This window comes from Enterobacter sp. BIDMC93 (genome assembly GCF_001037805.1).
Classification (GTDB): domain Bacteria; phylum Pseudomonadota; class Gammaproteobacteria; order Enterobacterales; family Enterobacteriaceae; genus Enterobacter; species Enterobacter hormaechei_C.
Map to the genome: position 1 here is coordinate 437,109 of NZ_KQ089962.1, position 26,519 is coordinate 463,627.

The following is a 26,519-nucleotide window of genomic DNA, read 5'->3' on the forward strand; positions in this document are numbered from 1 at the left end:
AAAATTCTACATCTTTTTCATCATGAATTAAGGCCGAAAAAAAAAGCCAGTCTGGGATCCAGACTGGCTTTTGTGCTTTTCAAGCCGGTGTTACATCGCTTTTTTGGTCAACTCGATAACGCGCAGTTTCGCGATCGCTTTGGCCAGCTCCGCAGACGCCTGAGCGTAATCCACGTCACCATGAGAGCTGTTAATGTGCTCTTCAGCCTTACGCTTCGATTCCAGGGCTCGCGCTTCGTCGAGATCCTGGCCACGAATAGCGGTATCGGCCAGAACGGTCACACTGCCTGGCTGCACTTCAAGAATGCCGCCGGACAGATAGATAAACTCTTCATGACCGAACTGTTTAACGATGCGGATCATACCAGGCTTAATGGCGGTGAGCAGCGGTGCGTGACCCGGGAAAATACCCAGTTCACCTTCACTACCCGTTACCTGGATTTTCTCGACCAGACCAGAGAACATTTGTTGCTCTGCGCTGACGACGTCCAGGTGGTAAGTCATTGCCATATCACCCTCCGATTAAGGCGTTAAAGTTTTTTGGCTTTTTCCACGGCTTCTTCGATGGAACCAACCATGTAGAACGCCTGCTCTGGCAGGTGATCGTATTCGCCTTCCATGATGCCTTTAAAGCCACGGATGGTGTCTTTCAGGGAAACGTATTTACCAGGTGCACCGGTGAATACTTCCGCAACGAAGAACGGCTGGGACAGGAAGCGCTGGATCTTACGCGCACGTGCTACCACCAGTTTGTCTTCTTCAGACAGTTCATCCATACCCAGGATGGCGATGATGTCTTTCAGTTCCTGATAACGTTGCAGCAGGGACTGTACGCCACGCGCGGTGTCGTAGTGCTCCTGGCCAACAACCAGTGGATCCAGCTGACGGCTGGTGGAGTCCAGCGGGTCAACGGCCGGGTAGATACCCAGAGACGCGATCTGACGGCTCAGTACCACGGTTGCATCTAAGTGAGCAAAGGTGGTGGCTGGGGATGGGTCAGTCAAGTCATCCGCAGGTACGTATACCGCCTGAACGGAGGTGATAGAACCGGTTTTGGTAGAGGTGATACGTTCCTGAAGAACACCCATCTCTTCCGCAAGCGTAGGCTGATAACCTACCGCTGAAGGCATACGACCCAGCAGTGCAGATACTTCAGTACCGGCCAGGGTGTAACGGTAGATGTTATCAACGAACAGCAGAACGTCACGACCTTCGTCACGGAACTTCTCAGCCATGGTCAGGCCGGTCAGCGCAACGCGCAGACGGTTTCCTGGTGGCTCGTTCATCTGGCCGTAAACCAGGGATACTTTATCCAGAACGTTGGAGTCGGTCATTTCGTGGTAGAAGTCGTTACCCTCACGAGTACGTTCACCCACGCCCGCAAACACGGAGTAACCGGAGTGCTCGATCGCGATGTTACGGATCAGCTCCATCATGTTTACGGTTTTACCTACACCCGCACCACCGAACAGACCGACTTTACCGCCCTTCGCGAACGGACACATCAGGTCGATAACTTTGATGCCGGTTTCCAGCAGTTCCTGAGAGCTGGACAGCTCTTCGTAGGAAGGTGCCGCGCGGTGGATAGCCCAACGCTCTTCTTCACCGATGTCGCCTTTCATGTCGATTGGCTGACCCAATACGTTCATGATACGACCCAGTGTTGCTTTACCTACCGGGACTTCGATCGGGTGCTCAAGGTCTTTTACTTCCAGACCACGACGCAGACCGTCGGAAGAACCCATGGCGATGGTACGCACGATACCGCCGCCGAGCTGCTGCTGAACTTCCAGCACCAGGCTCTCGTTACCATTCTGTACCTCAAGCGCGTCGTACACGCGTGGTACGGCGTCCTGAGGGAACTCGACGTCCACCACGGCGCCGATTACCTGGACAATCTTTCCAGTAGCCATCTTGAATCCTCTACGTAATTCGTAAACCTGGTTAAACCGCGGCGGCCCCCGAGACGATCTCGGTGAGTTCCTGAGTAATGCTGGCCTGACGAGCTTTGTTGTAAACCAACTGCAGCTCTTTAATCAGGCTGCCGCCATTATCGGTCGCGGCTTTCATCGCCACCATTCGTGCGGCCTGCTCGCTGGCCAGGTTTTCTACAACGCCCTGATAAACCTGAGATTCAACGTAACGACGCAGCAGGGTATCCAGCAGCGGTTTCGGATCGGGTTCATACAGGTAATCCCAGGCTTTCTGTTTCAGCTCGTCATCTTCTGATGCCGGTAACGGCAGCATCTGAGTGAGCGTAGGCACCTGAGACATGGTGTTAATAAATTTGTTGCTGACAACGTACAGTCTGTCCAGACGGCCTTCATCGTAGGCCTGCAACATCACTTTAACCGGGCCGATCAGTTCGGACAGGGACGGGTTATCACCCATACCGGTCACCTGAGCGACAATGTTGCCGCCAACGGAGTTAAAGAAAGAGACGCCTTTAGAGCCAATCAGTGCCAGATCGCACTGAACGCCTTTATCGGACCAGCCTTTCATATCCGCCAGCAGTTTTTTGAACAGGTTAATGTTCAAGCCGCCACACAGACCACGGTCAGTCGACACCACCAGGTAGCCCACGCGCTTAACGTCGCGTTCTTCCAGGTAAGGGTGCTTATATTCCAGATTACCGTTCGCAAGGTGACCAATCACTTTGCGCATGGTCTCTGCATAAGGACGGCTGGCCGCCATGCGATCCTGCGATTTACGCATTTTGGAAGCGGCGACCATCTCCATCGCTTTAGTGATCTTTTGCGTGTTCTGGACGCTTGCGATCTTACTACGTATCTCTTTTGCGCCGGCCATGAGCTTCTCCTCAATGCCAGACGGCTTGTCCTGAGACAAGCCGCCGGACGATTACCAGGATTGGGTTGCTTTGAAGGAATCGAGGATAGCTTTCAGCTTGCCTTCGATTTCGTCGTTATAGCCACCGGTCTGGTTGATCTCTTGCATCAGCGGAGCGTGATCACGGTCGACGTAAGCCAGCAGAGCGGCTTCGAAGCTACCGATTTTCGCCAGTTCCACATCTTCGAGGTAACCGCGTTCAGCCGCGAACAGTACCAGGCCCTGCTGAGCAACAGACATTGGCGCGTACTGTTTCTGCTTCAGCAGCTCGGTCACTTTCTGACCGTGGCTCAGCTGTTTACGGGTTGCTTCGTCCAGATCGGATGCGAACTGAGAGAACGCAGCCAGTTCACGATACTGTGCCAGCGCGGTACGGATACCACCGGACAGTTTCTTGATGATCTTGGTCTGAGCAGCACCACCCACACGGGATACGGAGATACCCGGGTTAACCGCCGGACGAATACCGGAGTTAAACAGGTTGGTTTCCAGGAAGATCTGACCATCGGTAATGGAGATTACGTTGGTCGGAACGAACGCAGAAACGTCACCCGCCTGGGTTTCAATGATCGGCAGAGCGGTCAGAGAACCTGTTTTACCCTTCACTTCACCTTTGGTGAAGTTCTCGACGTATTCCGCGTTAACGCGGGAAGCACGCTCCAGCAGACGAGAGTGGAGGTAGAATACGTCGCCCGGGAATGCTTCACGTCCTGGTGGACGACGGAGCAGCAGGGAAACCTGACGATAAGCAACGGCCTGTTTAGACAGGTCATCGTATACGATCAGCGCATCTTCACCGCGGTCACGGAAGTATTCGCCCATTGCGCAACCGGCGTATGGCGCCAGGTATTGCAGTGCAGCAGATTCAGACGCGGTTGCTACCACAACGATGGTGTTAGACAGTGCGCCGTGCTCTTCCAGTTTACGAACCACGTTGGAAATGGTGGACGCTTTCTGGCCGATAGCCACGTACACACATTTGATGCCGGAATCACGCTGGTTGATGATGGCGTCGATTGCCATCGCGGTTTTACCGGTCTGACGGTCACCGATGATCAGTTCACGCTGACCACGACCGATTGGGATCATGGCGTCAACGGACTTATAACCCGTCTGCACTGGCTGATCAACGGACTGACGGTCGATAACGCCTGGTGCGATAACTTCGATTGGGGAGAAGCCATCGTGCTCAACCGGACCTTTACCGTCGATTGGCGCACCCAGGGTGTTAACAACGCGCCCCAGCAGGCCACGGCCAACCGGTACTTCCAGAATACGGCCAGTACACTTAACCTTCATGCCTTCGGCAAGGTCAGCGTATGGACCCATCACAACGGCACCTACGGAGTCGCGCTCCAGGTTCAGTGCGATAGCGTAACGGTTACCCGGCAGGGAAATCATCTCACCCTGCATACAATCGGCCAGGCCGTGGATGCGGATAACACCGTCACTTACAGAAACAATAGTACCTTCGTTGTGAGCTTCACTCACAACATTGAACTGAGCAATGCGCTGCTTGATCAGTTCGCTGATTTCGGTGGAATTCAGTTGCATGCTCCAGTCCCCTTAAGACTGCAAGACGTCTGCAAGGCGCTCAAGACGGCCGCGTACGCTGCCATCAATGACCATATCACCCGAGCGGATGATTACGCCTGCCATTACAGACTTATCGATTTTGCAATTCAGCTTAACTTTGCGTGACAGACGTTTTTCCATCGCGGCGGTGATTTTCGCAAGCTGTTCGTTACTCAGTTCAGTCGCAGAAGTTACTTCAACTTCAGCGGTAGCTTCACTAAGGGCACGTAAGTGCTCAAACTGCTCGAGAACATCCGGGAGCACACGGAGACGACCATTTTCCGCCATCACCTTAATCAGGTTCTGGCCGTTGGCATCCAGTTGCTCTCCGCACACGGCGATAAACGACGCGGCGAGAGTTTCAGGCGCTAACGCACCAGAAAGCAACTCGGCCATTTGTTCGTTTTTCGTCACCTCAGCGGCAAACGCCAGCATATTCTGCCAGCGATCGACATTTTGGTGTTCGACAGCAAAGTCAAAAGCTGCTTTGGCGTAGGGGCGAGCTACCGTAACAAATTCAGACATCAGCCCCTCCCTCCTTACAGTTCAGCGACAAGTTTGTCCACGATGTCGCTGTTAGCAGCTTCATCCACGGAACGTTCGATGATCTTCTCGGCGCCAGCAACAGCCAGAATCGCAACCTGCTTACGCAGTTCTTCACGAGCACGTTTACGCTCAGCTTCAATTTCAGCCTGAGCCTGTGTCACGATCTTAGTACGTTCCTGTTCTGCTTCAGCTTTGGCTTCGTCCAGGATCTGAGAACGGCGTTTGTTAGCCTGTTCAATGATTACCTGAGCTTCAGCTTTCGCTTTTTTCAGCTGGTCTGTCGCGTTGGCCTGTGCAAGGTCCAAATCTTTCTTAGCGCGTTCTGCGGAAGCCAGACCGTCAGCAATTTCTTTCTGACGTTTTTCAATGGCAGCCATTAAAGGCGGCCATACATACTTCATGCAGAACCAGACAAAGAGAATAAACGCGATGGCCTGGCCGAGGATTGTTGCGTTCATGTTCACAGCACAATACCTCTTAAATTTCTGTGGCTTGGGGTTTTAAAACAACTACTACGCGACAGCAAACATCACGTACAGACCCAGACCTACAGCGATCATTGGGATTGCATCCACCAGACCCATAACGATAAAGAACTGAGTACGCAGCAGAGGAATCAGATCAGGTTGACGCGCTGCGCCTTCCAGGAATTTGCCCCCGAGGATGCCGATACCGATCGCAGCACCGATAGCCGCCAGACCCATCATCACAGCGGCAGCCATGTACAGCAGATCCATATTCAGGTTTTCCATGACAGTCTCCAGTTTGTTTCAATTAAAACGTAGTAGTGTTGGTAAAAAATCAGTGCTCTTCAGACGCCATCGACAGATAGACGATCGTCAGAACCATGAAGATAAAGGCTTGCAGCGTAATGATCAGGATGTGGAAAATGGCCCATGGCACATTCAGAATCCACTGTGACCACCACGGCAGAAGACCCGCGATCAGAATGAAAATCAGCTCACCCGCATACATGTTGCCGAACAGTCGCAGACCCAGTGAAACAGGTTTGGACAGCAGGCTAACGCCTTCCAGGATCAGGTTGACCGGAATAAACGCCCAGTGGTTGAACGGCTGCAAGGTAAGCTCTTTCACAAAGCCGCTTACGCCTTTCATTTTGATGCTGTAGAACAGAATGAGGATAAATACGCCCAGCGCCATCGACAGGGTGATGTTCACGTCGGCAGACGGAACCACGCGCAGTGCAGGCAGGCCGAGTACGTGCTCACCGATCCAAGGTAAGAAATCGATAGGCAGGAGGTCCATCAGGTTCATCAGGAAGACCCAAACGAACACGGTCAGGGCCAGCGGAGCAATCAGTTTGCTCTTACCATGGTACATGTCTTTCACGCTGCCATGGACGAAGCCGATGATCATCTCGATGAACGTCTGGAATTTCCCTGGAACACCGCTGGTCGCCTTTTTAGCAACGCTGCGGAACATGGCCAGGAACAGAAGACCCAAAACCACCGAGAAGAACATGGAGTCGATGTTGATCGTCCAGAAGGTGGCCGGGGGGTTATGTGGATCCACCAGCGAGAATGTACGCAGGTCCAGCTGAAGGTTATTCAGATGGTGACCTATGTAATCCTGCGGCGTCATATTTTCTGAAGCCATGATGCCTTTTACCCTTTGTTATTGATTACAGCTGGAGCCAGAACTTGTACCACCAGCACCAAAACCCACGTTGCTATCAGCGGCATGAATACCACTTTCAAAACCGCCAGCGCCATCACCAGTAGAGCAAAGGTCAGCAACACCTTACACACTTCGCCGAGAGCGAAGGACCAGGCCACGCGGCCTTTGGCGGGTGTATGCGCCTGATGACGCCAGGCAAAAATCATAAACAACACGTTTGGCAGAACCACCGCCAAACCTCCGCACGCGGCGGAGATGCCCCAGAAGGGGTCTTTGAGGCTAAACAGCAGTCCACTTGCTATCACAGCCAGAAACTGAATGAACAGAAGCTTACGAGCAACGTTTCTACTCAAGAGCGACACAGACATCACGTTTTTACTCCTGCTCCCTTCGAGGTATGCCGCGTGTCGTATAAAACGTCCTTTAAGGCTCAGAGTCAAGCATCAAAAAGCGGTCAAATTATACGGTGCGTACCCGTGATTTCAAACATTAAGTAGCGCAAAGGTGAATAAATGTTTAAATATTTTTCCCCAGTCCTATTTTTCAACTTTTGACCTAAGTGCCGACCTTCAGGCAAAACTGCAAACAGCGCGGAAACGTTGGTGATAAAGCGTGCACGAGATCACAAAATACACATTTGCGATAAAGTGGTATTTATCAAAGACGTAAAACGATTTATTTCATCTGTATGAAATTAAAGCAAAAAAATCGCAACTATTTTTAAAACAGAGCCGTATACAACAAAAACCTTTTATTGACATTCTTAATAAATATTTAACATTCCATTCTTGTTGCCTTTACCCACTTTTAGCAGGCTGATATTTTCATGGTTGATTATCCTCAGAGTGAACAACTCACTTCAGGTTAACCATAAGAAAACCCATGGTAACAACAAGGTTAAATTAACAACGGCCAAAACAGACGGGATGTGCTGCTTTTTAACACGATCAGAACAGCACAAATTCCACATTTTTTATTAATTTTTAAAAAGTGTTTGGCTTAATTATCACCAGATGACGCTCACCTTCGAGCTGAGGGATCTGAAGTTTCTCAATGGATTCGACAGCAAAACCGTCCGGAAGCTGCTCGATTTCGTCCCCCGGAAGTTGCCCTTTCAGCGCATAAAAACGCCCCTTCTCCGCCGGCAGGTGTTTGCACCAGCTCACCATGTCATTGAGTGACGCAAATGCGCGGCTGATAACGCCGTCAAACGGTGGCTCAGCCGGGAACTCCTCTACCCTGCTCTGCACGGGCGTGATGTTTTCCAGCTTCAGCTCATGCTGGACCTGGCGTAAAAAGCGTACGCGCTTACCCAGGCTGTCCAGCAGCGTGAATTGACTCTCCGGTCGAACAATAGACAACGGAACGCCCGGCAAGCCCGGGCCGGTGCCCACGTCGATAAAACGTTCCCCGTTCAGATATGGCGCCACGACGATGCTATCGAGAATATGACGAATCAGCATCTCGTTGGGATCGCGTACGGAGGTGAGGTTGTACGCTTTATTCCATTTGTTCAGCATATCGACATAGGCCACCAGCTGATTTTTCTGGTGATCGGTGAGCGAAATACCTGCCTGTTCCAGCAGACGAGAGAGTTTATTGAGCACGGTGGATACCTGTTGAGAAACTTAAGTGGCGGGTGGCGCTTCGCTAACCCGCCCTACGGGTTCAGTAGGCCCGGTAAGCGCAGCGCCACCGGGCAATTTTCAGAGCATTACGCGCTGCGGCGCAGCATACCCTGCTTTTTCAGCCACACCAGCAGAATCGAAATCGCGGCAGGTGTGACGCCGGAGATACGTGAGGCCTGGCCAATCGACACAGGTTTGTGATCGTTCAGCTTAGCGATCACTTCGTTGGAAAGGCCCGTCACCTGACGATAGTCCAGCATTTCCGGCAGCTGCGTGTTTTCGTTGCGCTGCTGTTTTTCGATCTCATCCTGCTGACGCGCGATGTAGCCTTCGTATTTCACCTGGATTTCGACCTGCTCGGCCGCTTCCGCGTCTTCAAGGCCCGGCGCGAACGCGGTCAGTTTGACCAGATTCTCGTAGGTGACTTCAGGACGGCGCAGCAGATCTTCCCCGCTGGCTTCGCGCGACAGCGGTGCTGTTAAGTGAGCGTTTACTTCGGCAGCGGTTTCCGCCTGCGGATTCACCCAGGTGGTTTTCAGGCGCTGACGTTCCTGTTCGATACGCTCCAGCTTCTCGTTGAAGCGCGCCCAGCGTTCGTCATCCACCAGACCCAATTCACGGCCCACCTCAGTCAGACGCAGATCGGCATTGTCTTCGCGCAGCATCAGGCGATATTCCGCACGAGAAGTAAACATGCGGTACGGTTCTTTGGTCCCCAGCGTGCAGAGATCGTCGACCAGAACGCCCAGGTAAGCCTGAGAACGCGCCGGTGCCCAGCCCTCTTTCTCGGCAGAGAAGCGAGCGGCGTTCAGACCGGCCAGCAGACCTTGCGCTGCGGCTTCTTCGTAGCCGGTAGTACCGTTAATCTGGCCCGCGAAGAACAGACCCTGGATGAATTTGCTTTCCAGGGTTGGCTTCAGGTCACGCGGATCGAAGAAATCGTACTCAATAGCGTAGCCAGGACGAACGATCTTCGCGTTTTCCATGCCCTGCATTGAACGCACAATCTGCATCTGCACGTCGAACGGCAGGCTGGTGGAGATGCCGTTCGGGTAAATTTCATTTGAGGTCAGCCCTTCAGGTTCGAGGAAGATCTGGTGCTGGTTACGATCGGCAAAGCGCATCACCTTGTCTTCGATCGACGGGCAGTAGCGCGGGCCGATCCCTTCGATCACGCCAGCATACATTGGGCTGCGATCGAGGTTATTGCGGATCACGTCATGGGTTTTCTCGTTGGTATGCGTGATGTAGCACGGTACCTGCTGCGGATGCTGAGCCGCATTGCCCATGAACGAGAACACCGGCATCGGATTATCACCGTGCTGTTGCGCCAGCACGCTGAAATCAATGGTGCGCGCGTCAATACGCGGCGGTGTACCGGTTTTCAGGCGGCTGACGCGCAGCGGCAGTTCACGCAGACGACGAGATAACGGAATCGACGGCGGATCGCCAGCACGGCCACCGCTGTAGTTGTCCAGACCAATATGGATTTTACCGTCCAGGAATGTCCCGACGGTCAGCACCACCGCTTTTGCGCGGAACTTGAGCCCCATCTGGGTTACGGCACCCACGACGCGATCGTTCTCGACGATAAGATCTTCAACTGCCTGCTGGAAGATCATCAGGTTCGGCTGGTTCTCCAGCGCGGTGCGCACAGCCTGACGGTAAAGCACGCGGTCTGCCTGTGCGCGGGTCGCACGAACAGCAGGCCCTTTACTCGCGTTTAGTATCCTAAACTGGATGCCTGCACGATCGATCGCTTTCGCCATCAGGCCGCCAAGTGCATCCACTTCTTTTACCAGGTGTCCTTTCCCAATGCCGCCAATCGCCGGATTACAGGACATTTGTCCCAGCGTGTCGATATTGTGTGTCAAAAGCAGGGTCTGCTGACCCATTCGCGCTGCGGCCATTGCGGCCTCAGTGCCTGCGTGACCCCCGCCAATGATGATGACGTCAAAAGGATCCTGATAAAACATGGTGGTCTGCCTCGCGTAAAGCGGTATGAAAATGGATTGAAGCCCGGGCCGTGGATTCTACTCAACTTTAGTCTTTCGAGAAAGCATTGGGATCCTGGGCTATTAAAAAGAAGATCTTTTTATTTAGAGATCTGTTCTATTGTGATCTCTTATTAGGATCACAGACCTTTGTGGATAAGTCCGATCCCATAAATAAGATCATGCAGTTAGGAAGGATCGTTTGCTGTGAATGATCGGTGATCCTGGACCGTATAAGCTGGGATCAGATCGCCACTTTATACACAGGTCAAAAACTAAACCAACGTTGTTCTTTGGATAACTACGGCTTAATACGAGCTTTTAACCAGAGTTATCCACATCTGATCGCACGATCTTTAATCGTTTTTGAGTAAATTTTTCCATTCCGCGAGCCAGATCTCGGCTGGATCTTCGGGAATGTCATGATCGAGGATGTTGATCTTCAGCGTTTCACCCAGCTGTTTTGCTCCGCAGGCGGTCACCGCAGCTTCTACTTTCTCTATGGCGCCACAGAAAGTGTCATATTCACGGCTGCCGATCCCCACAGCGCCAAACCGGACGTTTGACAGATCGGGCTGTTGTTCCAGCAGTTCGTCATATAAAGGTTGCAGGTTATCCGGCAGATCGCCCGCGCCGTGCGTGGAGGTGATCAGCAGCCAGACCCCGTCAGTCGGGAGATCTTCCAGCAGCGGTCCGTGCAGCGTTTGTGTAGAAAAGCCCGCATCTTCCAGCTTCTCAGCCAGATGTTCCGCTACATATTCCGCACCGCCCAGGGTGCTGCCGCTGATAAGAGTAATGTCCGCCATTGATCGCTCGCTCAGATAAAGAGGCGGCCATTGTACGCTGTGAACGAGCTGGGATCTACCTGTGGAAAATGTGGGAATGAAATTGCCCGATCACGGGCGGATAGTACGCATGATCGGGTTTTGCAGGGAGATCAGGGTTTCAGTGGACTGAATTTCATCGATTGTTTGGATCTTGTTGATAAGTACCTGCTGGAGGGCGTCAATGGATCGGCACATCACCTTTATAAAGATGCTGTAGTGCCCGGTGGTGTAGTACGCCTCGGTGACTTCATCCAGCGCGTTCAGTTTCTCCAGCGCGGAGGGGTAATCTTTGGCGCTTTTCAGAATAATGCCAATGAAGCAGCAGACGTCGTAGCCAAGTTGCTTCGGGCTGACATCAATGCGTGCGCCGGTGATGATCCCGGCCTGCTTCATTTTCTCGACGCGAACGTGAATGGTCCCCGGGCTGACGCCAAATTGTTTCGCCAGTTCGGCATACGCGGTGCGTGCGTTGGCCATTAGCGCTTCCAGAATGCCGCGGTCCAGATTGTCGATCTGATAATTTTCCATAGGTTTTTCTTATGAAGATTAATGATTCCCTCTATTCTAGCGTCTTATTTTAACGAATCAAAAGTGAAGGCGGCTTTTTGTTGATGGGTTATTGAATTAAGCGCCTGTTCTGTTGCTTAATCAGTATCAACAGGACGCAGGAGTATAAATAATGAAAACCGCTTACATCGCAAAACAACGCCAGATCAGTTTCGTAAAATCCCATTTTTCCCGCCAGCTGGAAGAGAAGCTTGGCCTTATTGAAGTTCAGGCGCCGATTCTGAGCCGCGTGGGTGACGGGACGCAGGATAACTTGTCTGGTTGCGAAAAAGCGGTACAGGTAAAAGTGAAAACACTGCCAGACGCCCAGTTCGAAGTGGTTCATTCCCTGGCGAAGTGGAAGCGTCAAACCCTGGGACAACACGACTTCAGCGCGGGCGAAGGGCTTTACACGCACATGAAAGCCCTTCGCCCCGATGAAGACCGCCTTTCCCCGATTCACTCTGTCTACGTTGACCAGTGGGACTGGGAGCGCGTAATGGGAGATGGCGAGCGTCACGTCGGTACGCTGAAATCCACCGTTGAGGCGATCTACGCCGGGATCAAAGCAACCGAAGCGGCCGTGAGCAAAGAGTTTGGTCTGGCACCGTTCCTGCCGGAAACGATCCACTTTGTTCACAGTCAGGAATTGCTGAGCCGTTTCCCGGATCTGGATGCCAAAGGCCGTGAACGCGCGATCGCCAAAGAGCTGGGCGCGGTATTCCTTATCGGCATTGGCGGGAAATTGTCTGATGGTAAACGTCACGACGTCCGTGCGCCGGATTACGATGACTGGAGCACCGTGGGCGAAAGCGAATATGCCGGTCTGAACGGCGATATTCTGGTCTGGAACCCGGTTCTGGAAGATGCGTTTGAACTCTCTTCGATGGGGATCCGCGTGGATGCTGAAGCACTGAAGCGTCAGCTGGCCGTGACCGGTGATGAAGATCGTCTGCAACTGGAGTGGCACCAGGCACTGCTGCGCGGTGAAATGCCGCAGACCATCGGCGGTGGGATTGGCCAGTCTCGTCTGACCATGCTGCTGCTGCAACTCTCTCACATTGGTCAGGTACAGTGTGGGGTCTGGCCGCAGCAGGTACGTGAGAGCGTCGGTTCTCTTCTTTAATTAACGTCGCCAGCGTCTGAGCAGGCGGCTACGCAACCCGGTATCAAAGCGCCAGATGTGATCGAAGATGCGCATGATGCCGGGTTTTCCATGTGCAGACATCGCCACGGCATGGAAACGGTGCTGGTGCACGCGCTGCATCTCCTTCACTTTATTCACGACGTCGTCCGGCAGCCGCTGGGCGATAAAATCGGAAATCACCACCGCATCCGCGTCGTACCAGTCTCCGCCCTGCATGCGCTCAATGATGCTGCGAAAACAGCTGGCCAGATCGGTGCCGCCGCGAAAGCGCTGGCTTAAAAAGCGGATCGCCTGCTCCAGCCCCTGTGGGCTGGTCAGTTCATACCCAACAACTTCGCTGGAAAAGAGCATGATGTAGCAGCGACGACGATCGGCAAGCGCCACGCGCATCAGAGCCAGGCAGAACGCTTTTGCACACTGTTCATTAAAGCCCCCCATCGATCCAGACGTATCGACGCAAACAATGAATGGGCCGCGCGGTTGCTCATCAAAATCCTGGTGTACCACCGGACGCTGGCTGATCTTCTCGCGCCAGGCTTCGCCATGCAGTCGATAGGTAATGAGCTGTTTTTCCACCAGCCGACGATAAAACTCATACTCCAGTTCGGTCATGCCCAGCGTGCTGAGTTCCGTAGGCAGCAGGCGCAGGATGTCATCGCTTTGCTGTAGCCCGTCCACCTGCTCCGGTACGGTGGAGGGTTCACGTACCAGCGTACGGAAGGTTTCCATCGGCGCATCTTTCTTTGGGACCGACCGGGCCTCCCGGGAACGGCCGAGCTGTTCTGCGAGCTTCATCAGCTCCGGCTGTTGTGCCAGAAAGTCGCCGTACTTCACGATCAGCTGATAATCGCCCCGTTTTAACTGGCCGGCACTCATATCCCAGAGTCGACCGGCGGCGTTTTCATTCTCCACCAGCACCTGTTCTAACTGGCCGCTCAGGGTCATTCGCTCCTGGACTTCACTGAGCAACTGTTCGCGCTCTTCGTCCAGCAACTGCTGATTAAGGGCCGTGGCCTGGACCACAAGGCTCAGACGCCAGCGCTGTAAAAACAGCGTATGCAGGGCGGGAGTAAAGCTGGGGTTGTCCGTGACCAGCGCTCTGGCCTGGCTGGCAAACGGGGAGTGAACGTTATCAAGCAGCGTCAGGGTTTGCTGTAGCTGGGCAATAAACTGCGGCGTTGAAAGCCGCTGGCACTGCTGGTAACCAGCCACTTCCTCTGTCAGTTCCGGCGGGACTTCCGTCTCCTTAAACCGCTGGCGCAGGTTATCGCGCCAGCGGGGCAGATCGTCCGTCATTGCCTTTCGGAGCTTCGGGAATTTTTCAAAGAAGGCCGCCAGCTGCGGTGAAGCGAGCAGGGTAATGACGACCTCTTCGATCAACCCTTCCTCGCTAACCGCCAGCATGACGTTAAGCGTGTCCAGCGTTAGCATTGACGCGCCTGTTTGATCTGCGCGCTGACATCCTGCAAGCTGGCTTCAATGCGACCTAACCAGTCGCTATGGATAAAGAGGCATTTCTGCTGCTCGCTGAAGCGCGTGTGCTGCTGATGCCATTCGTTATCCAGCGCGTCGAGCTGTTGTTTGATCTCCTCCGGAACAGTATCGGAGGCCGTGCCCGGCAGCGCCAGGCGCGATCCCTGAAGGCTGACGTCGCGGATCACAAGGTGCTGGCTGCTGTCGACTTCCATTGACAGCGGCTGTGCAAAGCCGATACCGTTGAGTTTACCGCGGATCTCACCGCCTTTATCCAGCCACTGAGCCAGCGCAACGCGTTCGATCGTCACGTGCACAACCTGCATATCATGCAGCTTCAGCGGTTGCTGAAGAAGAAGCGTGAGCGAGGCGTCAGTCAGCCCGGCGGGCAGTTCGTAGTGCGGTTTACGGGCAAACATCCCGCCAAGACGGTTCACCTTCAGCGCGGTTTTGTCACTTTGCTGCTGCTGGAGCTGAAGGCGACGTTGGGCAATCGCGCCCAGCTGATTGAGCATCGACTGCTGACCCCACGCGTGTCCGGTCATCAAAACGTCCAACTGCTGTTGCATCAGGTTCATCCCTTCTGCGTCATGCCACAGGCAGTCTTTCAGCAGGATCAGATCGATTGGGGCGACAGCATCGCGGCCGCTAAACAGCGCGCTTGCCTGGAGCAGGCGAATGGCTTTTTTCCAGCGACGATCGGAGACGTACGGCGCGGAAGGCAGCAAATCAAGCTGCTGGCGCAGCATGAAGATCAGCTCAAAAACGGGATCGGGCAGTTTTATCTTGCCGATCTCCTCCTGCCACTGGTGGTATTCCTCGTCCGTGACCTGCAATGACGCTGCCACCGGGTTTTCGTTTTCATCCTGCTGGCTTACCAGCATAGAACGGAAGTTTGATTTATCCTGGACTTTATCCAGCCACAGGCGGATCAGCATACGGTCATACAGCGCTTCCAGGCTGCTGTCGGCTTCGGGCAATTCGTTAGACGCGGCCACCAGCAGGCGCATGGGGATCTTCTCTTCGCTGGCGCCGTTGCGGAAGCGGCGTTCGTTAATTGCCGTCAACAGGGTATTCAGTATGGCCGGGCCGGCTTTCCAGATCTCATCAAGAAAGACGATTTCCGCTTCCGGAAGATAGCCCGCCGTCAGACGTTCATAGCGTCCCTCATCTTTTAACGCCTGAATGGAGAGTGGGCCGAAAACTTCTTCCGGCGTGGAGAAGCGCGTCATCAAATACTCGAATGCGCGCGCGTTCTGGAAAGCGAATTTGAGGCGGCGTGCGATCAGACTTTTGGCAATGCCCGGCGGGCCCAGCAGAAATACGCTTTCCCCACTCAGCGCCGCCAGTAAACAGAGGCGAATGGCGTGGCTACGCTCGTAAAGGCCTTTCTCCAGCGCACTGCTGAGGCGGGAAATTCTTTCTGCTAATAAATGTGAGTGAGCCATAATAGTTTTGCATCCTTTCGCCGTCGTGGCGGCTAATTGAAGCGAGTATAGACGTTTCGGTCTGGCCTGGTAATAGGCTGAAGTGCGGCGCTATTTTCTTTGCGCTACATTAATGCGGCTGCATTTAGGGGTACGATTTTGCATTGAATCGTGCATACTGTGCGCTTTTTGTGGGCCAAGGGACTAAGCACACATTTGTTATTCAAACGAAAAGACTAGTCTATGAGCACTGATAATAAGCAATCATTACCCGCTGTAACGCTTGCGGCGATCGGGGTTGTCTACGGTGATATCGGCACCAGCCCGCTTTATACGCTTCGTGAATGTCTGTCCGGTCAGTTTGGTTTTGGTGTAGAGCGTGACGCCGTATTTGGTTTCCTCTCGCTCATCTTCTGGCTGCTGATCCTGGTGGTCTCCCTTAAGTATCTCTCTTTCGTAATGCGGGCTGATAACGCGGGCGAGGGCGGTATTCTGACCCTGATGTCCCTTGCCGGGCGCAATACGTCTGCAAGAATGACCTCCGTGCTGGTCATCATCGGCCTGATTGGCGGCAGCTTCTTCTATGGAGAAGTCGTGATTACGCCGGCGATTTCTGTAATGTCGGCCATAGAGGGGCTGGAGATTGTCGCGCCACAGCTTGATACGTGGGTGGTGCCACTCGCTATTATCGTGCTGACGTTGCTGTTTGCCATACAAAAACACGGTACCGGGCTGGTGGGTAAGCTGTTCGCGCCTATTATGCTGGCCTGGTTCCTGATCCTGGCGGCGCTGGGCTTACGCAGTATTATCGCCAACCCGGATGTCCTGCACGCGCTGAACCCAATGTGGGCGGTGCATTTCTTCCTTGAATATAAAGTGGTGTCGTTTGTGGCGCTGGGCGCGGTGGTGCTGTCCATTACCGGTGTTGAAGCGCTGTATGCGGATATGGGCCACTTCGGGAAACTCCCTATTCGCGTCGCCTGGTTTAGCGTGGTCTTGCCTTCACTGGTGCTGAATTACTTCGGTCAGGGCGCTCTGCTGCTTGCACACCCTGAAGCGATTAAAAACCCGTTCTTCCTGCTGGCGCCGGACTGGGCGCTGGTTCCGATGCTGATCCTGGCGACGCTGGCGACGGTCATTGCCTCTCAGGCTGTCATTTCCGGCGTATTCTCCCTGACGCGTCAGGCCGTGCGTTTGGGTTATCTCTCCCCAATGCGCATTATCCATACCTCGGAGATGGAGTCTGGCCAGATCTACATTCCGTTCGTCAACTGGCTGCTCTATTTCGCGGTGGTGATTGTTATCGTCAGCTTTGAGCACTCCAGTAATCTGGCGGCGGCGTACGGTATCGCGGTAACCGGAACGATGGTGTTGACCTCTATTCTCTCCACCACCGTGGCGTACCGTAACTGGCACTGGAATAAGTTCCTCGTGGGGCTGATCCTGGTTGGCTTCCTCTGCATCGACGTGCCGCTGTTCTCTGCGAACCTCGACAAGATTGTCTCCGGCGGCTGGCTGCCGCTGACGCTGGGTCTGGTGATGTTTATTGTGATGACGACGTGGAAGAGCGAACGTTTCCGCCTGCTGCGTCGTATGCACGAGCACGGTAACTCTCTTGAGGCGATGATCGCCTCGCTGGAGAAGTCCCCACCGGTGCGCGTGCCGGGCACGGCGGTGTATATGTCTCGCGCGCTGAACGTGATCCCGTTTGCGCTGATGCATAACCTCAAGCACAACAAAGTGCTGCACGAGCGCGTGATCCTGCTGACGCTGCGTACCGAAGATGCGCCGTACGTTCACAACGTGCGTCGCGTACAGATTGAACAGCTGTCGCCAACCTTCTGGCGCGTGGTGGCAAGCTACGGCTGGCGCGAAACGCCGAACGTGGAAGAGGTGTTCCACCGCTGCGGTCTGGAAGGCCTGAGTTGCCGCATGATGGAGACGTCGTTCTTTATGTCCCACGAGTCGCTGATCATCGGCAAGCGCCCATGGTATCTGCGCCTGCGCGGCAAGCTGTATCTCATTCTGCAACGTAACGCCCTGCGTGCGCCTGACCAGTTTGAGATCCCGCCTAACCGCGTGATTGAGCTGGGGACGCAGGTCGAGATTTAACCCTTCTGAATATGCCGGGTGGCGCTGCGCTTACCCGGCCTACCAGACCCGTAGGCCCGTGCAAGCGTAGCGCCGCCGGGCAATTTTCCTCTATTGCATTTCACTTAGCGAAACGTTTCGACGTTGATCACAAATCCGTTACGTCATGATGGTTTTCTGAACACTTCTGCGGCTACACTGTTTTTAGCGAAACGTTTCGCTAGTGGAGCAAAAAATGAAGAAAGGCACAGTACTCAACTCAGAAATCTCATCGGTGATTTCCCGTCTTGGGCATACCGATACGCTGGTGGTTTGCGATGCAGGCTTACCGGTTCCGCGCAGCACAACCCGTATCGATATGGCGTTAACGCAGGGCGTACCCTCGTTCATGCAGGTACTGGAAGTGGTCACCGCGGAGATGCAGGTTGAGGCGGCCATTCTCGCGGCGGAAATCAAACAACATAATCCGCAACTCCACGAAACGTTGCTCAGCCACATTGAGCAACTGCAACAGCACCAGGGAAACACCATAGAAATTCGTTACACAACGCACGAGCAGTTCAAACAACAAACCGCAGACAGTCAGGCGGTGATTCGCAGCGGGGAGTGCTCCCCGTATGCGAATATCATTCTCTGTGCTGGCGTCACCTTCTGAGGCCATCATGGACGCATTACTGCAACTCAAAGGGATCGATAAGTCGTTCCCGGGCGTAAAAGCCCTCTCCGGTGCGGCGCTGAACGTCTATTCCGGGCGCGTCATGGCGCTGGTGGGCGAAAACGGCGCCGGCAAATCCACCATGATGAAAGTGCTGACCGGTATCTACCAACGCGATGCCGGTTCGCTGCTGTGGCTGGGTAAAGAGACCACCTTTAACGGCCCGAAATCCTCTCAGGAAGCGGGCATCGGCATCATCCACCAGGAGTTGAACCTGATCCCGCAGCTCACCATTGCGGAGAACATCTTCCTCGGCCGTGAGTTCGTGAACCGGTTTGGCAAAATCGACTGGAAAACCATGTATGCCGAAGCGGACAAACTGCTGGCGAAGCTGAATCTGCGCTTTAAGAGCGACCGACTGGTGGGCGACCTTTCCATCGGCGATCAGCAGATGGTGGAAATCGCGAAGGTGCTGAGCTTCGAGTCGAAGGTCATCATTATGGATGAACCGACCGACGCCCTGACCGATACCGAAACCGAATCCCTGTTCCGCGTGATCCGTGAGCTGAAATCCCAGGGCCGCGGCATTGTCTATATCTCACACCGCATGAAAGAGATCTTCGAGATCTGCGACGACGTCACCGTCTTTCGCGACGGGCAGTTTATTGCCGAGCGCGAAGTGGCAACCCTGACCGAAGATACGCTGATTGAAATGATGGTGGGACGTAAGCTTGAAGATCAGTATCCGCATCTGGAGAAAGCGCCGGGAGAGATCCGCCTGAAGGTGGATAATCTCTGCGGGCCGGGCGTGAATGACGTCTCCTTTACTCTGCGCAAGGGCGAGATCCTTGGCGTCGCGGGCCTGATGGGCGCGGGGCGCACCGAACTGATGAAAGTGCTCTATGGCGCACTGCCGCGCACCAGCGGCTACGTTACCCTCGACGGCCATGAGGTGGTCACCCGCTCGCCTCAGGATGGCCTGGCGAACGGCATTGTCTATATTTCTGAAGACCGTAAGCGCGACGGCTTAGTGCTGGGCATGTCGGTGAAAGAGAACATGTCCCTGACTGCGCTAGGCTATTTCAGCCGCAGCGGCGGCAGCCTGAAACACAAAGATGAGCAGCAGGCGGTCAGCGATTTTATCCGTCTCTTTAACGTTAAAACCCCGTCTATGGAGCAGGCGATTGGCCTGTTGTCCGGCGGGAATCAGCAGAAAGTGGCGATTGCCCGCGGGCTGATGACGCGCCCGAAAGTGCTGATCCTGGATGAGCCCACCCGCGGCGTGGACGTGGGCGCGAAGAAAGAGATCTATCAGCTGATTAACCAGTTCAAGGCCGACGGTCTGAGCATCATTCTGGTCTCTTCCGAGATGCCAGAGGTATTAGGCATGAGCGATCGCATTATCGTCATGCATGAAGGGCATCTCGGCGGTGAATTCACTCGCGAGCAGGCCACCCAGGAAGTTCTGATGGCTGCCGCTGTGGGCAAGCTTAATCGCGTGAATCAGGAGTAAGAAGATGACTACCCAGGCTGTTTCTGGTCGCCGCTATTTCACAAAGGCATGGCTGATGGAACAAAAATCGCTGATTGCCCTGCTGGTGCTGATCGCGATTGTCTCGACCATGAGCCCGAACTTTTTTACCGTCAATAACCTGTTCAACATTCTTCAGCAGACCTCCGTCAACGCCATTATGGCGGTGGGGATGACGCTGGTGATTTTGACCTCGGGTATCGATCTGTCCGTCGGTTCCCTGCTGGCCCTCACCGGCGCGATCGCCGCGTCGATTGTTGGTATTGAGGTCAACGCGCTGGTGGCCGTTGCCGCTGCGCTGGCGGCAGGTGCGGCAATTGGCGCCGTAACCGGCGTGATTGTGGCGAAAGGTCGCGTTCAGGCGTTCATCGCCACGCTGGTGATGATGCTGCTGCTGCGCGGTGTGACCATGGTGTACACCAACGGCAGCCCGATTAATACCGGTTTTACCGATAACGCCGATCTGTTTGGCTGGTTCGGTATTGGTCGCCCGCTGGGTGTCCCGACCCCGGTCTGGATCATGGCTATCGTCTTCCTGGCGGCATGGTACATGCTGCACCATACCCGTCTGGGTCGTTATATCTATGCGCTGGGCGGTAACGAAGCGGCAACGCGCCTGTCCGGTATCAGCGTTAATAAAGTCAAAATTATCGTTTACTCCCTGTGCGGCCTGCTGGCGTCTCTGGCGGGCATCATCGAAGTGGCGCGCCTCTCCTCCGCGCAGCCAACGGCGGGTACGGGCTATGAGCTGGATGCCATCGCGGCAGTGGTTCTGGGCGGTACGAGCCTTGCGGGTGGTAAAGGTCGCATTGTTGGGACATTGATCGGCGCACTGATCCTCGGTTTCCTGAATAATGGTTTGAATTTGTTAGGTGTTTCCTCCTATTACCAGATGATCGTTAAGGCAGTGGTGATTTTGCTGGCGGTACTGGTAGACAACAAAAAACAGTAACTGACGACACTACAGGACATCTTAGATATGAACATGAAAAAACTGGCTACCCTGGTTTCTGCTGTCGCGCTGAGCGCAACCGTAAGTGCTAACGCCATGGCGAAGGACACCATCGCGCTGGTTGTCTCTACCCTGAACAACCCGTTCTTCGTCTCCCTGAAGGATGGCGCGCAGAAAGAAGCAGATAAACTGGGCTACAACCTGGTGGTGCTGGATTCTCAGAACAACCCGGCGAAAGAGCTGGCTAACGTTCAGGACTTAACCGTTCGTGGTACCAAAATCCTGCTGATCAACCCAACCGATTCCGACGCGGTCGGTAACGCCGTGAAGATGGCAAACCAGGCGAAGATCCCGGTCATCACCCTTGACCGTCAGGCAACGAAAGGGGATGTGGTCAGCCACATTGCGTCTGATAACGTACTGGGCGGTAAAATCGCCGGTGACTACATCGCGAAGAAAGCAGGTGAAGGCGCGAAAGTGATCGAGTTGCAGGGTATCGCCGGGACTTCCGCAGCCCGTGAACGTGGTGAAGGCTTCCAGCAGGCTGTAGCGGCGCACAAATTCAACGTGCTGGCGAGCCAGCCGGCAGACTTCGACCGTACAAAGGGCCTGAACGTCATGCAGAACCTGCTGACCGCGCATCCTGATGTGCAGGCGGTATTCGCACAGAACGACGAAATGGCGCTGGGCGCGCTGCGTGCGCTCCAGACTGCGGGTAAATCAGATGTGATGGTTGTCGGATTTGACGGCACGCCGGATGGTGAAAAAGCAGTAAATGATGGCAAACTGGCTGCGACCATCGCTCAGCTGCCTGAGCAGATTGGCGCGACTGGCGTGCAAACTGCCGATAAAGTGCTGAAGGGCGAAAAAGTTCAGGCCAAATATCCTGTTGACCTGAAACTGGTCATTAAGCAGTAAAGGCGATTCAGGCAGTCGCTGGCTGCCTGAGGGACACCAAATAAAAGAAAAGTGTGGCATACGCCACCGGGTAATACCGGTGGCGCTCTCAGATGGACACCTCAATACATGAAAACCGCAGGCAACCTCGTCGTCCTTGGCAGTATCAATGCCGATCACATTCTTAACCTTGAAACGTTCCCCACTCCGGGCGAAACCGTCACTGGCAATCAGTATCAGGTGGCGTTCGGCGGTAAGGGCGCAAACCAGGCGGTTGCCGCCGGACGCAGCGGGGCGAATATCGCGTTTATCGCCTGTACGGGTGATGACGATACCGGCGAGCGCGTACGCAAACAGCTGGCAAGCGACAACATCGACATTGCACCCGTCAGCGTGGTTGCAGGGGAATCTACCGGCGTGGCGCTGATTTTCGTCAATGCGGAAGGTGAGAATGTCATCGGTATTCATGCAGGGGCTAATGCCGCGTTAACGACTGAACGCGTCGAAGCGCAGCGTGGAATCATCGCCGGAGCGGAAGCCCTGCTGATGCAGCTGGAGTCACCGGTTGAAAGCGTGCTGGCCGCCGCGAAAATTGCGCATGAAAATCATACGTCTGTCGTACTTAACCCTGCGCCTGCCCGTGTATTATCAGATGAGCTGCTGGCGCTGGTGGATATCATCACCCCGAACGAAACCGAAGCGGAAAAGCTGACGGGTATCCGTGTCGAAAATGATGACGATGCCGCGCGTGCCGCGCTTGCACTGCATGAAAAAGGCATCGGCACCGTAATCATCACCCTCGGCAGCCGTGGGGTGTGGGCTAGCGTCAATGGCGAAGGCCGTCGCGTACCGGGCTTTAAGGTCAAAGCCATTGATACCATCGCCGCAGGAGACACCTTCAACGGTGCACTGGTAACGGCGCTGCTGGAAGGAAAAGCAATGGATGACGCGATCCGCTTCGCGCATGCCGCCGCTGCGATTGCGGTGACGCGTAAAGGCGCTCAGCCTTCTGTTCCATGGCGTAAAGAGATTGATGAATTCTTAAGTCAGCAGGGGTAACGCTTGGCCACAATGAAAGATGTCGCCCGTATGGCGGGCGTTTCTACCTCGACTGTCTCCCACGTAATCAATAACGATCGCTTCGTCAGCGAGGCGATTCGGGAGAAAGTTGACGCTGCAATTAAAGAACTCAACTATGCGCCGTCTGCGCTGGCCCGCAGCCTGAAGCTCAACCAGACGCGCACCATCGGCATGCTGATCACGGCCAGTACCAACCCTTTTTATTCTGAACTGGTGCGCGGCGTGGAGCGCAGCTGCTTCGAGCGCGGCTACAGCCTGGTGCTGTGCAATACCGAAGGCGATGAGCAGCGCATGAACCGTAACCTGGAAACGCTGATGCAAAAACGCGTCGACGGGCTGCTGCTGCTCTGTACCGAAACGCATCAACCTTCGAAAGAGATCATCCAGCGTTACCCTTCTATTCCCACGGTGATGATGGACTGGGCGCCGTTCGACGGCACCAGCGATCTGATCCAGGATAACTCGCTGCTGGGCGGCGATATGGCGACTCAGCATCTGATCGATAAAGGTCATACCCGCATTGCCTGTATTACCGGCCCGCTGGATAAAACCCCGGCGCGCCTGCGTCTGGAAGGCTATCTTTCGGCCATGGAACGGGCGGGGCTTGCCATTCCTGATGGCTATCGCATCACCGGCGATTTCGAATTTAACGGTGGATTTGAAGCAATGCAGAAACTGCTGGCGCAAGAGCCGCGTCCGCAGGCGGTGTTTATCGGTAACGATGCGATGGCATTCGGAGCTTATCAGGCGCTGTATCAGGCGGGATTACGTGTTCCGGACGACATGGCGATCGTCGGTTACGATGATATCGAACTGGCGCGCTACATGACGCCCCCACTGACCACCATCCATCAGCCGAAGGATGAACTGGGCGAGCTGGCCATCGATGTGTTGATCCACCGCATGGCCCAGCCCACGCTGCAACAGCAACGTTTGCAGCTTACTCCTGTTCTGATGAAACGCGGTTCGGTTTAGCCTTCTCTTTGTGACGCTCTTTAATCAGGTTCCGGCCGTCTTTTGGTTTTAACAACATAAAGACCACCGCCGATACCACGGTAAGCGCGCCCATAGTGATAAAGGTATAGTGGAACTGCTCAACGGTATTTGTACCGTCAAACCCTTCATAAAACCGCAGTACCGCCGCGCTCACGGCAACCCCGAGGCTGATCGACAGCTGTTGAGTGACCGCCAGTACGCTGTTGCCGCTGCTGGCATTCTCGTCGGTGAGGTCCGCAAGGGTGATGGTGTTCATCGACGTAAACTGCGTCGACATGGCCATACCCAGCACAAACAGCGGCAGGATCAGCATCCAGATTGGTAACGCCGCAGATTGCAGGGAGAACTGCGCAATCATCAATCCGATAAAGATCGTCACGCCAACCAGCGTCTTACGATAGCCAAACCAGCGCAGCACCTGCGTGACCGTCGATTTTGCCAGAATCGAGCCCATCGCCGTGGGCGCCATCATGCAGCCAGCAATCAGGGCCGGATAGCCGAAACCGACCTGGAGCATCAGCGGCATCAGGAACGGTACGCAGCCCGTGCCCAGACGCGAGGCAATATTGCCCGCGATCCCGACGGAGAACGTTCGGGTGTTAAACAGAGATAAAGAGATAAGCGGTGTCGGATGGCGACGCGCATGACGTATATATAGAAGGAACAGCAGAATACCGCTGAGGATGACGGCCAGCGCCAGCCACGTCGCTACGATTTTCTCGCCAAACAGCTCCATCCCGCTGGAGAACAGGACCAGGCTCAGGCCAAACAGGAAGAAACCACCCATATCGAAGCTGCGTCTTGGCGTGGTGAAGTTCGGCATATATTTGCGGGCATAAATCAGCCCTGCCACACCAATCGGAATATTAATCAGGAAGATCCAGTGCCAGCTAGCCCAGGTCACCAGTACGCCGCCGAGAACCGGGCCAAGTATCGGGCCGACCAGCCCCGGCATAGTCACAAAGTTGAGCACCGGGAGCAGTTCGCTGCGCGGATAGGCGCGTAATAACGCCAGACGCGCGACGGGCATCATCATCGCGCCGCCTATCCCCTGTAGAACGCGGAAGATAACCAGTTCCGTCAGAGAGGTGGAGAGGGCGCAAGCCAGAGAACCGAGCGTGAACAGCGTCACCGCCAGCATGAACACTTTGCGTGTGCCGAAACGATCGGCCAGCCAGCCGCTGACCGGAATAAGCATCGCCACTGTCAGGGTGTAGCTGATGATGGCGGATTGCATCGCCAGCGGGGAGCGGTTAAGGCTTTGGGCTATGGCGGGAAGGGCGGTATTGAGGATAGTGGCATCCAGTGCCTGCATAAAGAACGCCATGGCTGCAATCCACGGCAGTCCGGCCATACTGCGTGCTTTTTTCTCTGTCATTTATTTACCTGCTGGTGGGTTGGCGCGACCAGCAACGCCTGGCACGCACTCAGGGCTCGCTGCCCGTCGCTCTCCTGAATGGCATCGACTATCGCCTGATGCAGATCCAGCTTCACCACCTCATCCTGCGTGATAGAGGTAAAGTAAGTGTGGTACACAGAATGGAATAAAGAAGCAAAGGAGGTCAGGAAAGGATTTCCGCTCATATTATAGATATGTTCATGCCAGGCCATATCGACCGCTATCCAGCGCTCGCGGTTAAAGTGCTTTTTCAGATCCACCATCTCTTCCATCAAAGTATTGAGCTGCGCTTTTTGCTCGGCTGTGCCGAGCGTGGCGGCAAGCAGGCAGGCCTGAGGCTCAAGACTGCTGCGCATGACCAGAAAGTGATCGACGACCTGATTAAAGTTATCTTCGGTCATCCACCAGGTGAGTAACTCCTGATCGAGAAAGTTCCAGTTTCCCTGAGGCATAACGCGGGTGCCAATGCGCGGGCGTGGAAGCACCATCCCTTTCGCCGTTAATGTTTTTACCGCTTCGCGAACGGCGGTACGGCTAACGCCAAACTGATCTCCCAGCTCCATCTCGCTGGGCAGGATGCTACCTGGAGCATATTTACCCGCTAAGATCAGCTGCGCCAGTTTCTCTGCCAGCACATAGGACAGGTTTTTTTGAGCTGCCAGCTGTTGTGCGCTTAATGGCATCGCTTTTATTCCTTAAATATTGATGCGGTTAATTATGCCATCTCAGGTGTGATTGTGGTTGCAGATACATCAAATAGAACAATTTGTAGCTTGAACTCATCGCTTTTGGTGAAAAAAAACACGGTCAGAAACTTTTTTTAAATTTCCTCTTGTCACTTCAGAAGAACTCCCTATAATGCGCCTCCACTGACACGGAACAACGGCACGCAAGCCGCCGGGTCAGCAGAGAAAAGCAAAACAAACGCTTGACTCTGAAGCGGGAAAGCGTAATATGCACACCCCGCGCCGCAGCGAAAACGAAGCGGCACTGCTCTTTAACAATTTATCAGACAATCTGTGTGGGCACTCAAAGTGACATGGATTCTTAATGTCTTCGGACACTAAATGAATACCAAGTCTCAACGAGTGAACACGTAATTCATTACGAAGTTTAATTCATTGAGCATCAAACTTTTAAATTGAAGAGTTTGATCATGGCTCAGATTGAACGCTGGCGGCAGGCCTAACACATGCAAGTCGAACGGTAACAGGAAGCAGCTTGCTGCTTCGCTGACGAGTGGCGGACGGGTGAGTAATGTCTGGGAAAC

At 54.4% G+C, this 26,519-nt stretch carries 26 protein-coding genes; 8 read left to right on the forward strand and 18 right to left on the reverse strand.

Features of this window, described 5'->3' with window-relative positions; genetic code table 11:
• Positions 1-90: 90 nt before the first annotated feature.
• The 13 genes from SK58_RS02045 to asnC form a co-directional block, all read right to left on the reverse strand.
• On the reverse strand, positions 91-510 hold the full coding sequence (locus SK58_RS02045; protein WP_003862360.1) for a F0F1 ATP synthase subunit epsilon: 420 nt from the start codon (positions 508-510) through the stop codon (positions 91-93).
• Between the two features lie 20 nt (positions 511-530).
• Complete coding sequence (gene atpD, locus SK58_RS02050) at positions 531-1,913, reverse strand: F0F1 ATP synthase subunit beta (protein ID WP_015570150.1); 1,383 nt, start codon at positions 1,911-1,913, stop codon at positions 531-533.
• A 31-nt stretch (positions 1,914-1,944) separates the two neighbouring features.
• The gene (atpG, locus tag SK58_RS02055; protein WP_003862364.1) at positions 1,945-2,808 is read right to left on the reverse strand and encodes a F0F1 ATP synthase subunit gamma; all 864 of its coding nucleotides are present in this window, start codon (positions 2,806-2,808) and stop codon (positions 1,945-1,947) included.
• A gap of 51 nt (positions 2,809-2,859) precedes the next feature.
• Positions 2,860-4,401, reverse strand: coding sequence for a F0F1 ATP synthase subunit alpha (gene atpA / locus SK58_RS02060; protein WP_003862367.1), 1,542 nt, complete (start codon positions 4,399-4,401; stop codon positions 2,860-2,862).
• 12 nt (positions 4,402-4,413) lie between these two features.
• Complete coding sequence (atpH, locus tag SK58_RS02065; protein ID WP_015570151.1) at positions 4,414-4,947, reverse strand: F0F1 ATP synthase subunit delta; 534 nt, start codon at positions 4,945-4,947, stop codon at positions 4,414-4,416.
• 14 nt (positions 4,948-4,961) lie between these two features.
• Positions 4,962-5,432, reverse strand: a complete 471-nt coding sequence (gene atpF, locus SK58_RS02070) for a F0F1 ATP synthase subunit B (RefSeq protein WP_003862370.1) — start codon at positions 5,430-5,432, stop codon at positions 4,962-4,964.
• Between the two features lie 48 nt (positions 5,433-5,480).
• Positions 5,481-5,720 (reverse strand): F0F1 ATP synthase subunit C, encoded by a 240-nt coding sequence (gene atpE / locus SK58_RS02075; protein ID WP_000429386.1) that lies wholly within the window; start codon positions 5,718-5,720, stop codon positions 5,481-5,483.
• A gap of 49 nt (positions 5,721-5,769) precedes the next feature.
• A complete protein-coding gene (gene atpB, locus SK58_RS02080; protein ID WP_003862373.1) occupies positions 5,770-6,585 on the reverse strand; it encodes a F0F1 ATP synthase subunit A in 816 nt (271 codons plus the stop codon).
• Between the two features lie 8 nt (positions 6,586-6,593).
• Positions 6,594-6,974: a F0F1 ATP synthase subunit I gene (atpI, locus tag SK58_RS02085; RefSeq protein ID WP_003862375.1), complete on the reverse strand. Its 381-nt coding sequence runs from the start codon at positions 6,972-6,974 to the stop codon at positions 6,594-6,596.
• Between the two features lie 615 nt (positions 6,975-7,589).
• Positions 7,590-8,213: a 16S rRNA (guanine(527)-N(7))-methyltransferase RsmG gene (gene rsmG / locus SK58_RS02090; RefSeq protein ID WP_017694037.1), complete on the reverse strand. Its 624-nt coding sequence runs from the start codon at positions 8,211-8,213 to the stop codon at positions 7,590-7,592.
• 107 nt (positions 8,214-8,320) lie between these two features.
• Entirely contained in the window at positions 8,321-10,210 is a 1,890-nt protein-coding gene (mnmG, locus tag SK58_RS02095; protein WP_048219297.1) for a tRNA uridine-5-carboxymethylaminomethyl(34) synthesis enzyme MnmG, read from the reverse strand.
• 374 nt (positions 10,211-10,584) lie between these two features.
• On the reverse strand, positions 10,585-11,034 hold the full coding sequence (mioC, locus tag SK58_RS02100; RefSeq protein WP_003862381.1) for an FMN-binding protein MioC: 450 nt from the start codon (positions 11,032-11,034) through the stop codon (positions 10,585-10,587).
• Between the two features lie 90 nt (positions 11,035-11,124).
• The gene (gene asnC, locus SK58_RS02105) at positions 11,125-11,583 is read right to left on the reverse strand and encodes a transcriptional regulator AsnC (RefSeq protein ID WP_003862383.1); all 459 of its coding nucleotides are present in this window, start codon (positions 11,581-11,583) and stop codon (positions 11,125-11,127) included.
• A gap of 151 nt (positions 11,584-11,734) precedes the next feature.
• On the opposite strand from asnC, the gene asnA reads away from it, so the two are divergent.
• Positions 11,735-12,727 (forward strand): aspartate--ammonia ligase, encoded by a 993-nt coding sequence (asnA, locus tag SK58_RS02110; RefSeq protein WP_003862385.1) that lies wholly within the window; start codon positions 11,735-11,737, stop codon positions 12,725-12,727.
• Here asnA and viaA read toward each other — a convergent pair whose 3' ends face one another.
• Together viaA and ravA are read right to left on the reverse strand one after the other, a co-directional pair.
• Entirely contained in the window at positions 12,728-14,179 is a 1,452-nt protein-coding gene (viaA, locus tag SK58_RS02115) for an ATPase RavA stimulator ViaA (RefSeq protein ID WP_015570153.1), read from the reverse strand.
• Positions 14,173-15,669, reverse strand: coding sequence for an ATPase RavA (ravA, locus tag SK58_RS02120; RefSeq protein WP_032646645.1), 1,497 nt, complete (start codon positions 15,667-15,669; stop codon positions 14,173-14,175). Before ravA ends, viaA begins: the two co-directional genes overlap by 7 nt.
• Before the next feature lie 222 nt (positions 15,670-15,891).
• Between ravA and kup the strand changes: the two genes are divergently transcribed.
• The 7 genes from kup (at position 15,892) to rbsR (ending at position 23,829) form a co-directional block, all read left to right on the forward strand.
• Positions 15,892-17,760 (forward strand): low affinity potassium transporter Kup, encoded by a 1,869-nt coding sequence (kup, locus tag SK58_RS02125; protein WP_006808744.1) that lies wholly within the window; start codon positions 15,892-15,894, stop codon positions 17,758-17,760.
• A gap of 214 nt (positions 17,761-17,974) precedes the next feature.
• Entirely contained in the window at positions 17,975-18,394 is a 420-nt protein-coding gene (gene rbsD, locus SK58_RS02130; RefSeq protein WP_003862392.1) for a D-ribose pyranase, read from the forward strand.
• A 7-nt stretch (positions 18,395-18,401) separates the two neighbouring features.
• Positions 18,402-19,907 carry a ribose ABC transporter ATP-binding protein RbsA gene (rbsA, locus tag SK58_RS02135; protein WP_015570154.1) on the forward strand — a complete coding sequence of 502 codons (1,506 nt, stop codon included), beginning with the start codon at positions 18,402-18,404 and terminating at the stop codon, positions 19,905-19,907.
• Positions 19,908-19,911: 4 nt separating this feature from the next.
• Positions 19,912-20,877, forward strand: coding sequence for a ribose ABC transporter permease (gene rbsC, locus SK58_RS02140; protein ID WP_003862395.1), 966 nt, complete (start codon positions 19,912-19,914; stop codon positions 20,875-20,877).
• A gap of 27 nt (positions 20,878-20,904) precedes the next feature.
• Positions 20,905-21,795, forward strand: a complete 891-nt coding sequence (rbsB, locus tag SK58_RS02145) for a ribose ABC transporter substrate-binding protein RbsB (protein WP_003862397.1) — start codon at positions 20,905-20,907, stop codon at positions 21,793-21,795.
• A gap of 108 nt (positions 21,796-21,903) precedes the next feature.
• Entirely contained in the window at positions 21,904-22,833 is a 930-nt protein-coding gene (gene rbsK, locus SK58_RS02150; protein WP_015570155.1) for a ribokinase, read from the forward strand.
• 3 nt (positions 22,834-22,836) lie between these two features.
• The gene (gene rbsR, locus SK58_RS02155; RefSeq protein WP_074147639.1) at positions 22,837-23,829 is read left to right on the forward strand and encodes a ribose operon transcriptional repressor RbsR; all 993 of its coding nucleotides are present in this window, start codon (positions 22,837-22,839) and stop codon (positions 23,827-23,829) included.
• Here the strand turns inward: rbsR and mdtD are convergent.
• The 3 genes from mdtD to SK58_RS23100 all read right to left on the reverse strand — a co-directional run.
• A complete protein-coding gene (gene mdtD / locus SK58_RS02160) occupies positions 23,795-25,228 on the reverse strand; it encodes a multidrug transporter subunit MdtD (RefSeq protein ID WP_048219301.1) in 1,434 nt (477 codons plus the stop codon). The two genes, rbsR and mdtD, sit on opposite strands and share 35 nt — an antisense overlap.
• Positions 25,225-25,932: a FadR/GntR family transcriptional regulator gene (locus SK58_RS02165; RefSeq protein WP_045349586.1), complete on the reverse strand. Its 708-nt coding sequence runs from the start codon at positions 25,930-25,932 to the stop codon at positions 25,225-25,227. The genes mdtD and SK58_RS02165 overlap by 4 nt, the downstream gene beginning before the upstream one ends.
• A 398-nt stretch (positions 25,933-26,330) precedes the next feature.
• The coding region (locus tag SK58_RS23100) for a hypothetical protein (RefSeq protein ID WP_219810758.1) at positions 26,331-26,519 on the reverse strand (189 nt) is incomplete at its 5' end.

Excerpts from the sequence above, each read along its gene's own strand:
- SK58_RS02045 (WP_003862360.1), bottom strand. The coding sequence starts at position 510 with ATGGCAATGACTTACCACCTGGACGTCGTCAGCGCAGAGCAACAAATG.
- atpD (WP_015570150.1), bottom strand. The coding sequence starts at position 1,913 with ATGGCTACTGGAAAGATTGTCCAGGTAATCGGCGCCGTGGTGGACGTC.
- atpG (WP_003862364.1), bottom strand. The coding sequence starts at position 2,808 with ATGGCCGGCGCAAAAGAGATACGTAGTAAGATCGCAAGCGTCCAGAAC.
- atpA (WP_003862367.1), bottom strand. The coding sequence starts at position 4,401 with ATGCAACTGAATTCCACCGAAATCAGCGAACTGATCAAGCAGCGCATT.
- atpH (WP_015570151.1), bottom strand. The coding sequence starts at position 4,947 with ATGTCTGAATTTGTTACGGTAGCTCGCCCCTACGCCAAAGCAGCTTTT.
- atpE (WP_000429386.1), bottom strand. The coding sequence starts at position 5,720 with ATGGAAAACCTGAATATGGATCTGCTGTACATGGCTGCCGCTGTGATG.
- atpB (WP_003862373.1), bottom strand. The coding sequence starts at position 6,585 with ATGGCTTCAGAAAATATGACGCCGCAGGATTACATAGGTCACCATCTG.
- atpI (WP_003862375.1), bottom strand. The coding sequence starts at position 6,974 with ATGTCTGTGTCGCTCTTGAGTAGAAACGTTGCTCGTAAGCTTCTGTTC.
- mnmG (WP_048219297.1), bottom strand. The coding sequence starts at position 10,210 with ATGTTTTATCAGGATCCTTTTGACGTCATCATCATTGGCGGGGGTCAC.
- mioC (WP_003862381.1), bottom strand. The coding sequence starts at position 11,034 with ATGGCGGACATTACTCTTATCAGCGGCAGCACCCTGGGCGGTGCGGAA.
- asnC (WP_003862383.1), bottom strand. The coding sequence starts at position 11,583 with ATGGAAAATTATCAGATCGACAATCTGGACCGCGGCATTCTGGAAGCG.
- asnA (WP_003862385.1), top strand. The coding sequence starts at position 11,735 with ATGAAAACCGCTTACATCGCAAAACAACGCCAGATCAGTTTCGTAAAA.
- viaA (WP_015570153.1), bottom strand. The coding sequence starts at position 14,179 with ATGCTAACGCTGGACACGCTTAACGTCATGCTGGCGGTTAGCGAGGAA.
- ravA (WP_032646645.1), bottom strand. The coding sequence starts at position 15,669 with ATGGCTCACTCACATTTATTAGCAGAAAGAATTTCCCGCCTCAGCAGT.
- kup (WP_006808744.1), top strand. The coding sequence starts at position 15,892 with ATGAGCACTGATAATAAGCAATCATTACCCGCTGTAACGCTTGCGGCG.
- rbsD (WP_003862392.1), top strand. The coding sequence starts at position 17,975 with ATGAAGAAAGGCACAGTACTCAACTCAGAAATCTCATCGGTGATTTCC.
- rbsA (WP_015570154.1), top strand. The coding sequence starts at position 18,402 with ATGGACGCATTACTGCAACTCAAAGGGATCGATAAGTCGTTCCCGGGC.
- rbsC (WP_003862395.1), top strand. The coding sequence starts at position 19,912 with ATGACTACCCAGGCTGTTTCTGGTCGCCGCTATTTCACAAAGGCATGG.
- rbsB (WP_003862397.1), top strand. The coding sequence starts at position 20,905 with ATGAACATGAAAAAACTGGCTACCCTGGTTTCTGCTGTCGCGCTGAGC.
- rbsK (WP_015570155.1), top strand. The coding sequence starts at position 21,904 with ATGAAAACCGCAGGCAACCTCGTCGTCCTTGGCAGTATCAATGCCGAT.
- mdtD (WP_048219301.1), bottom strand. The coding sequence starts at position 25,228 with ATGACAGAGAAAAAAGCACGCAGTATGGCCGGACTGCCGTGGATTGCA.
- SK58_RS02165 (WP_045349586.1), bottom strand. The coding sequence starts at position 25,932 with ATGCCATTAAGCGCACAACAGCTGGCAGCTCAAAAAAACCTGTCCTAT.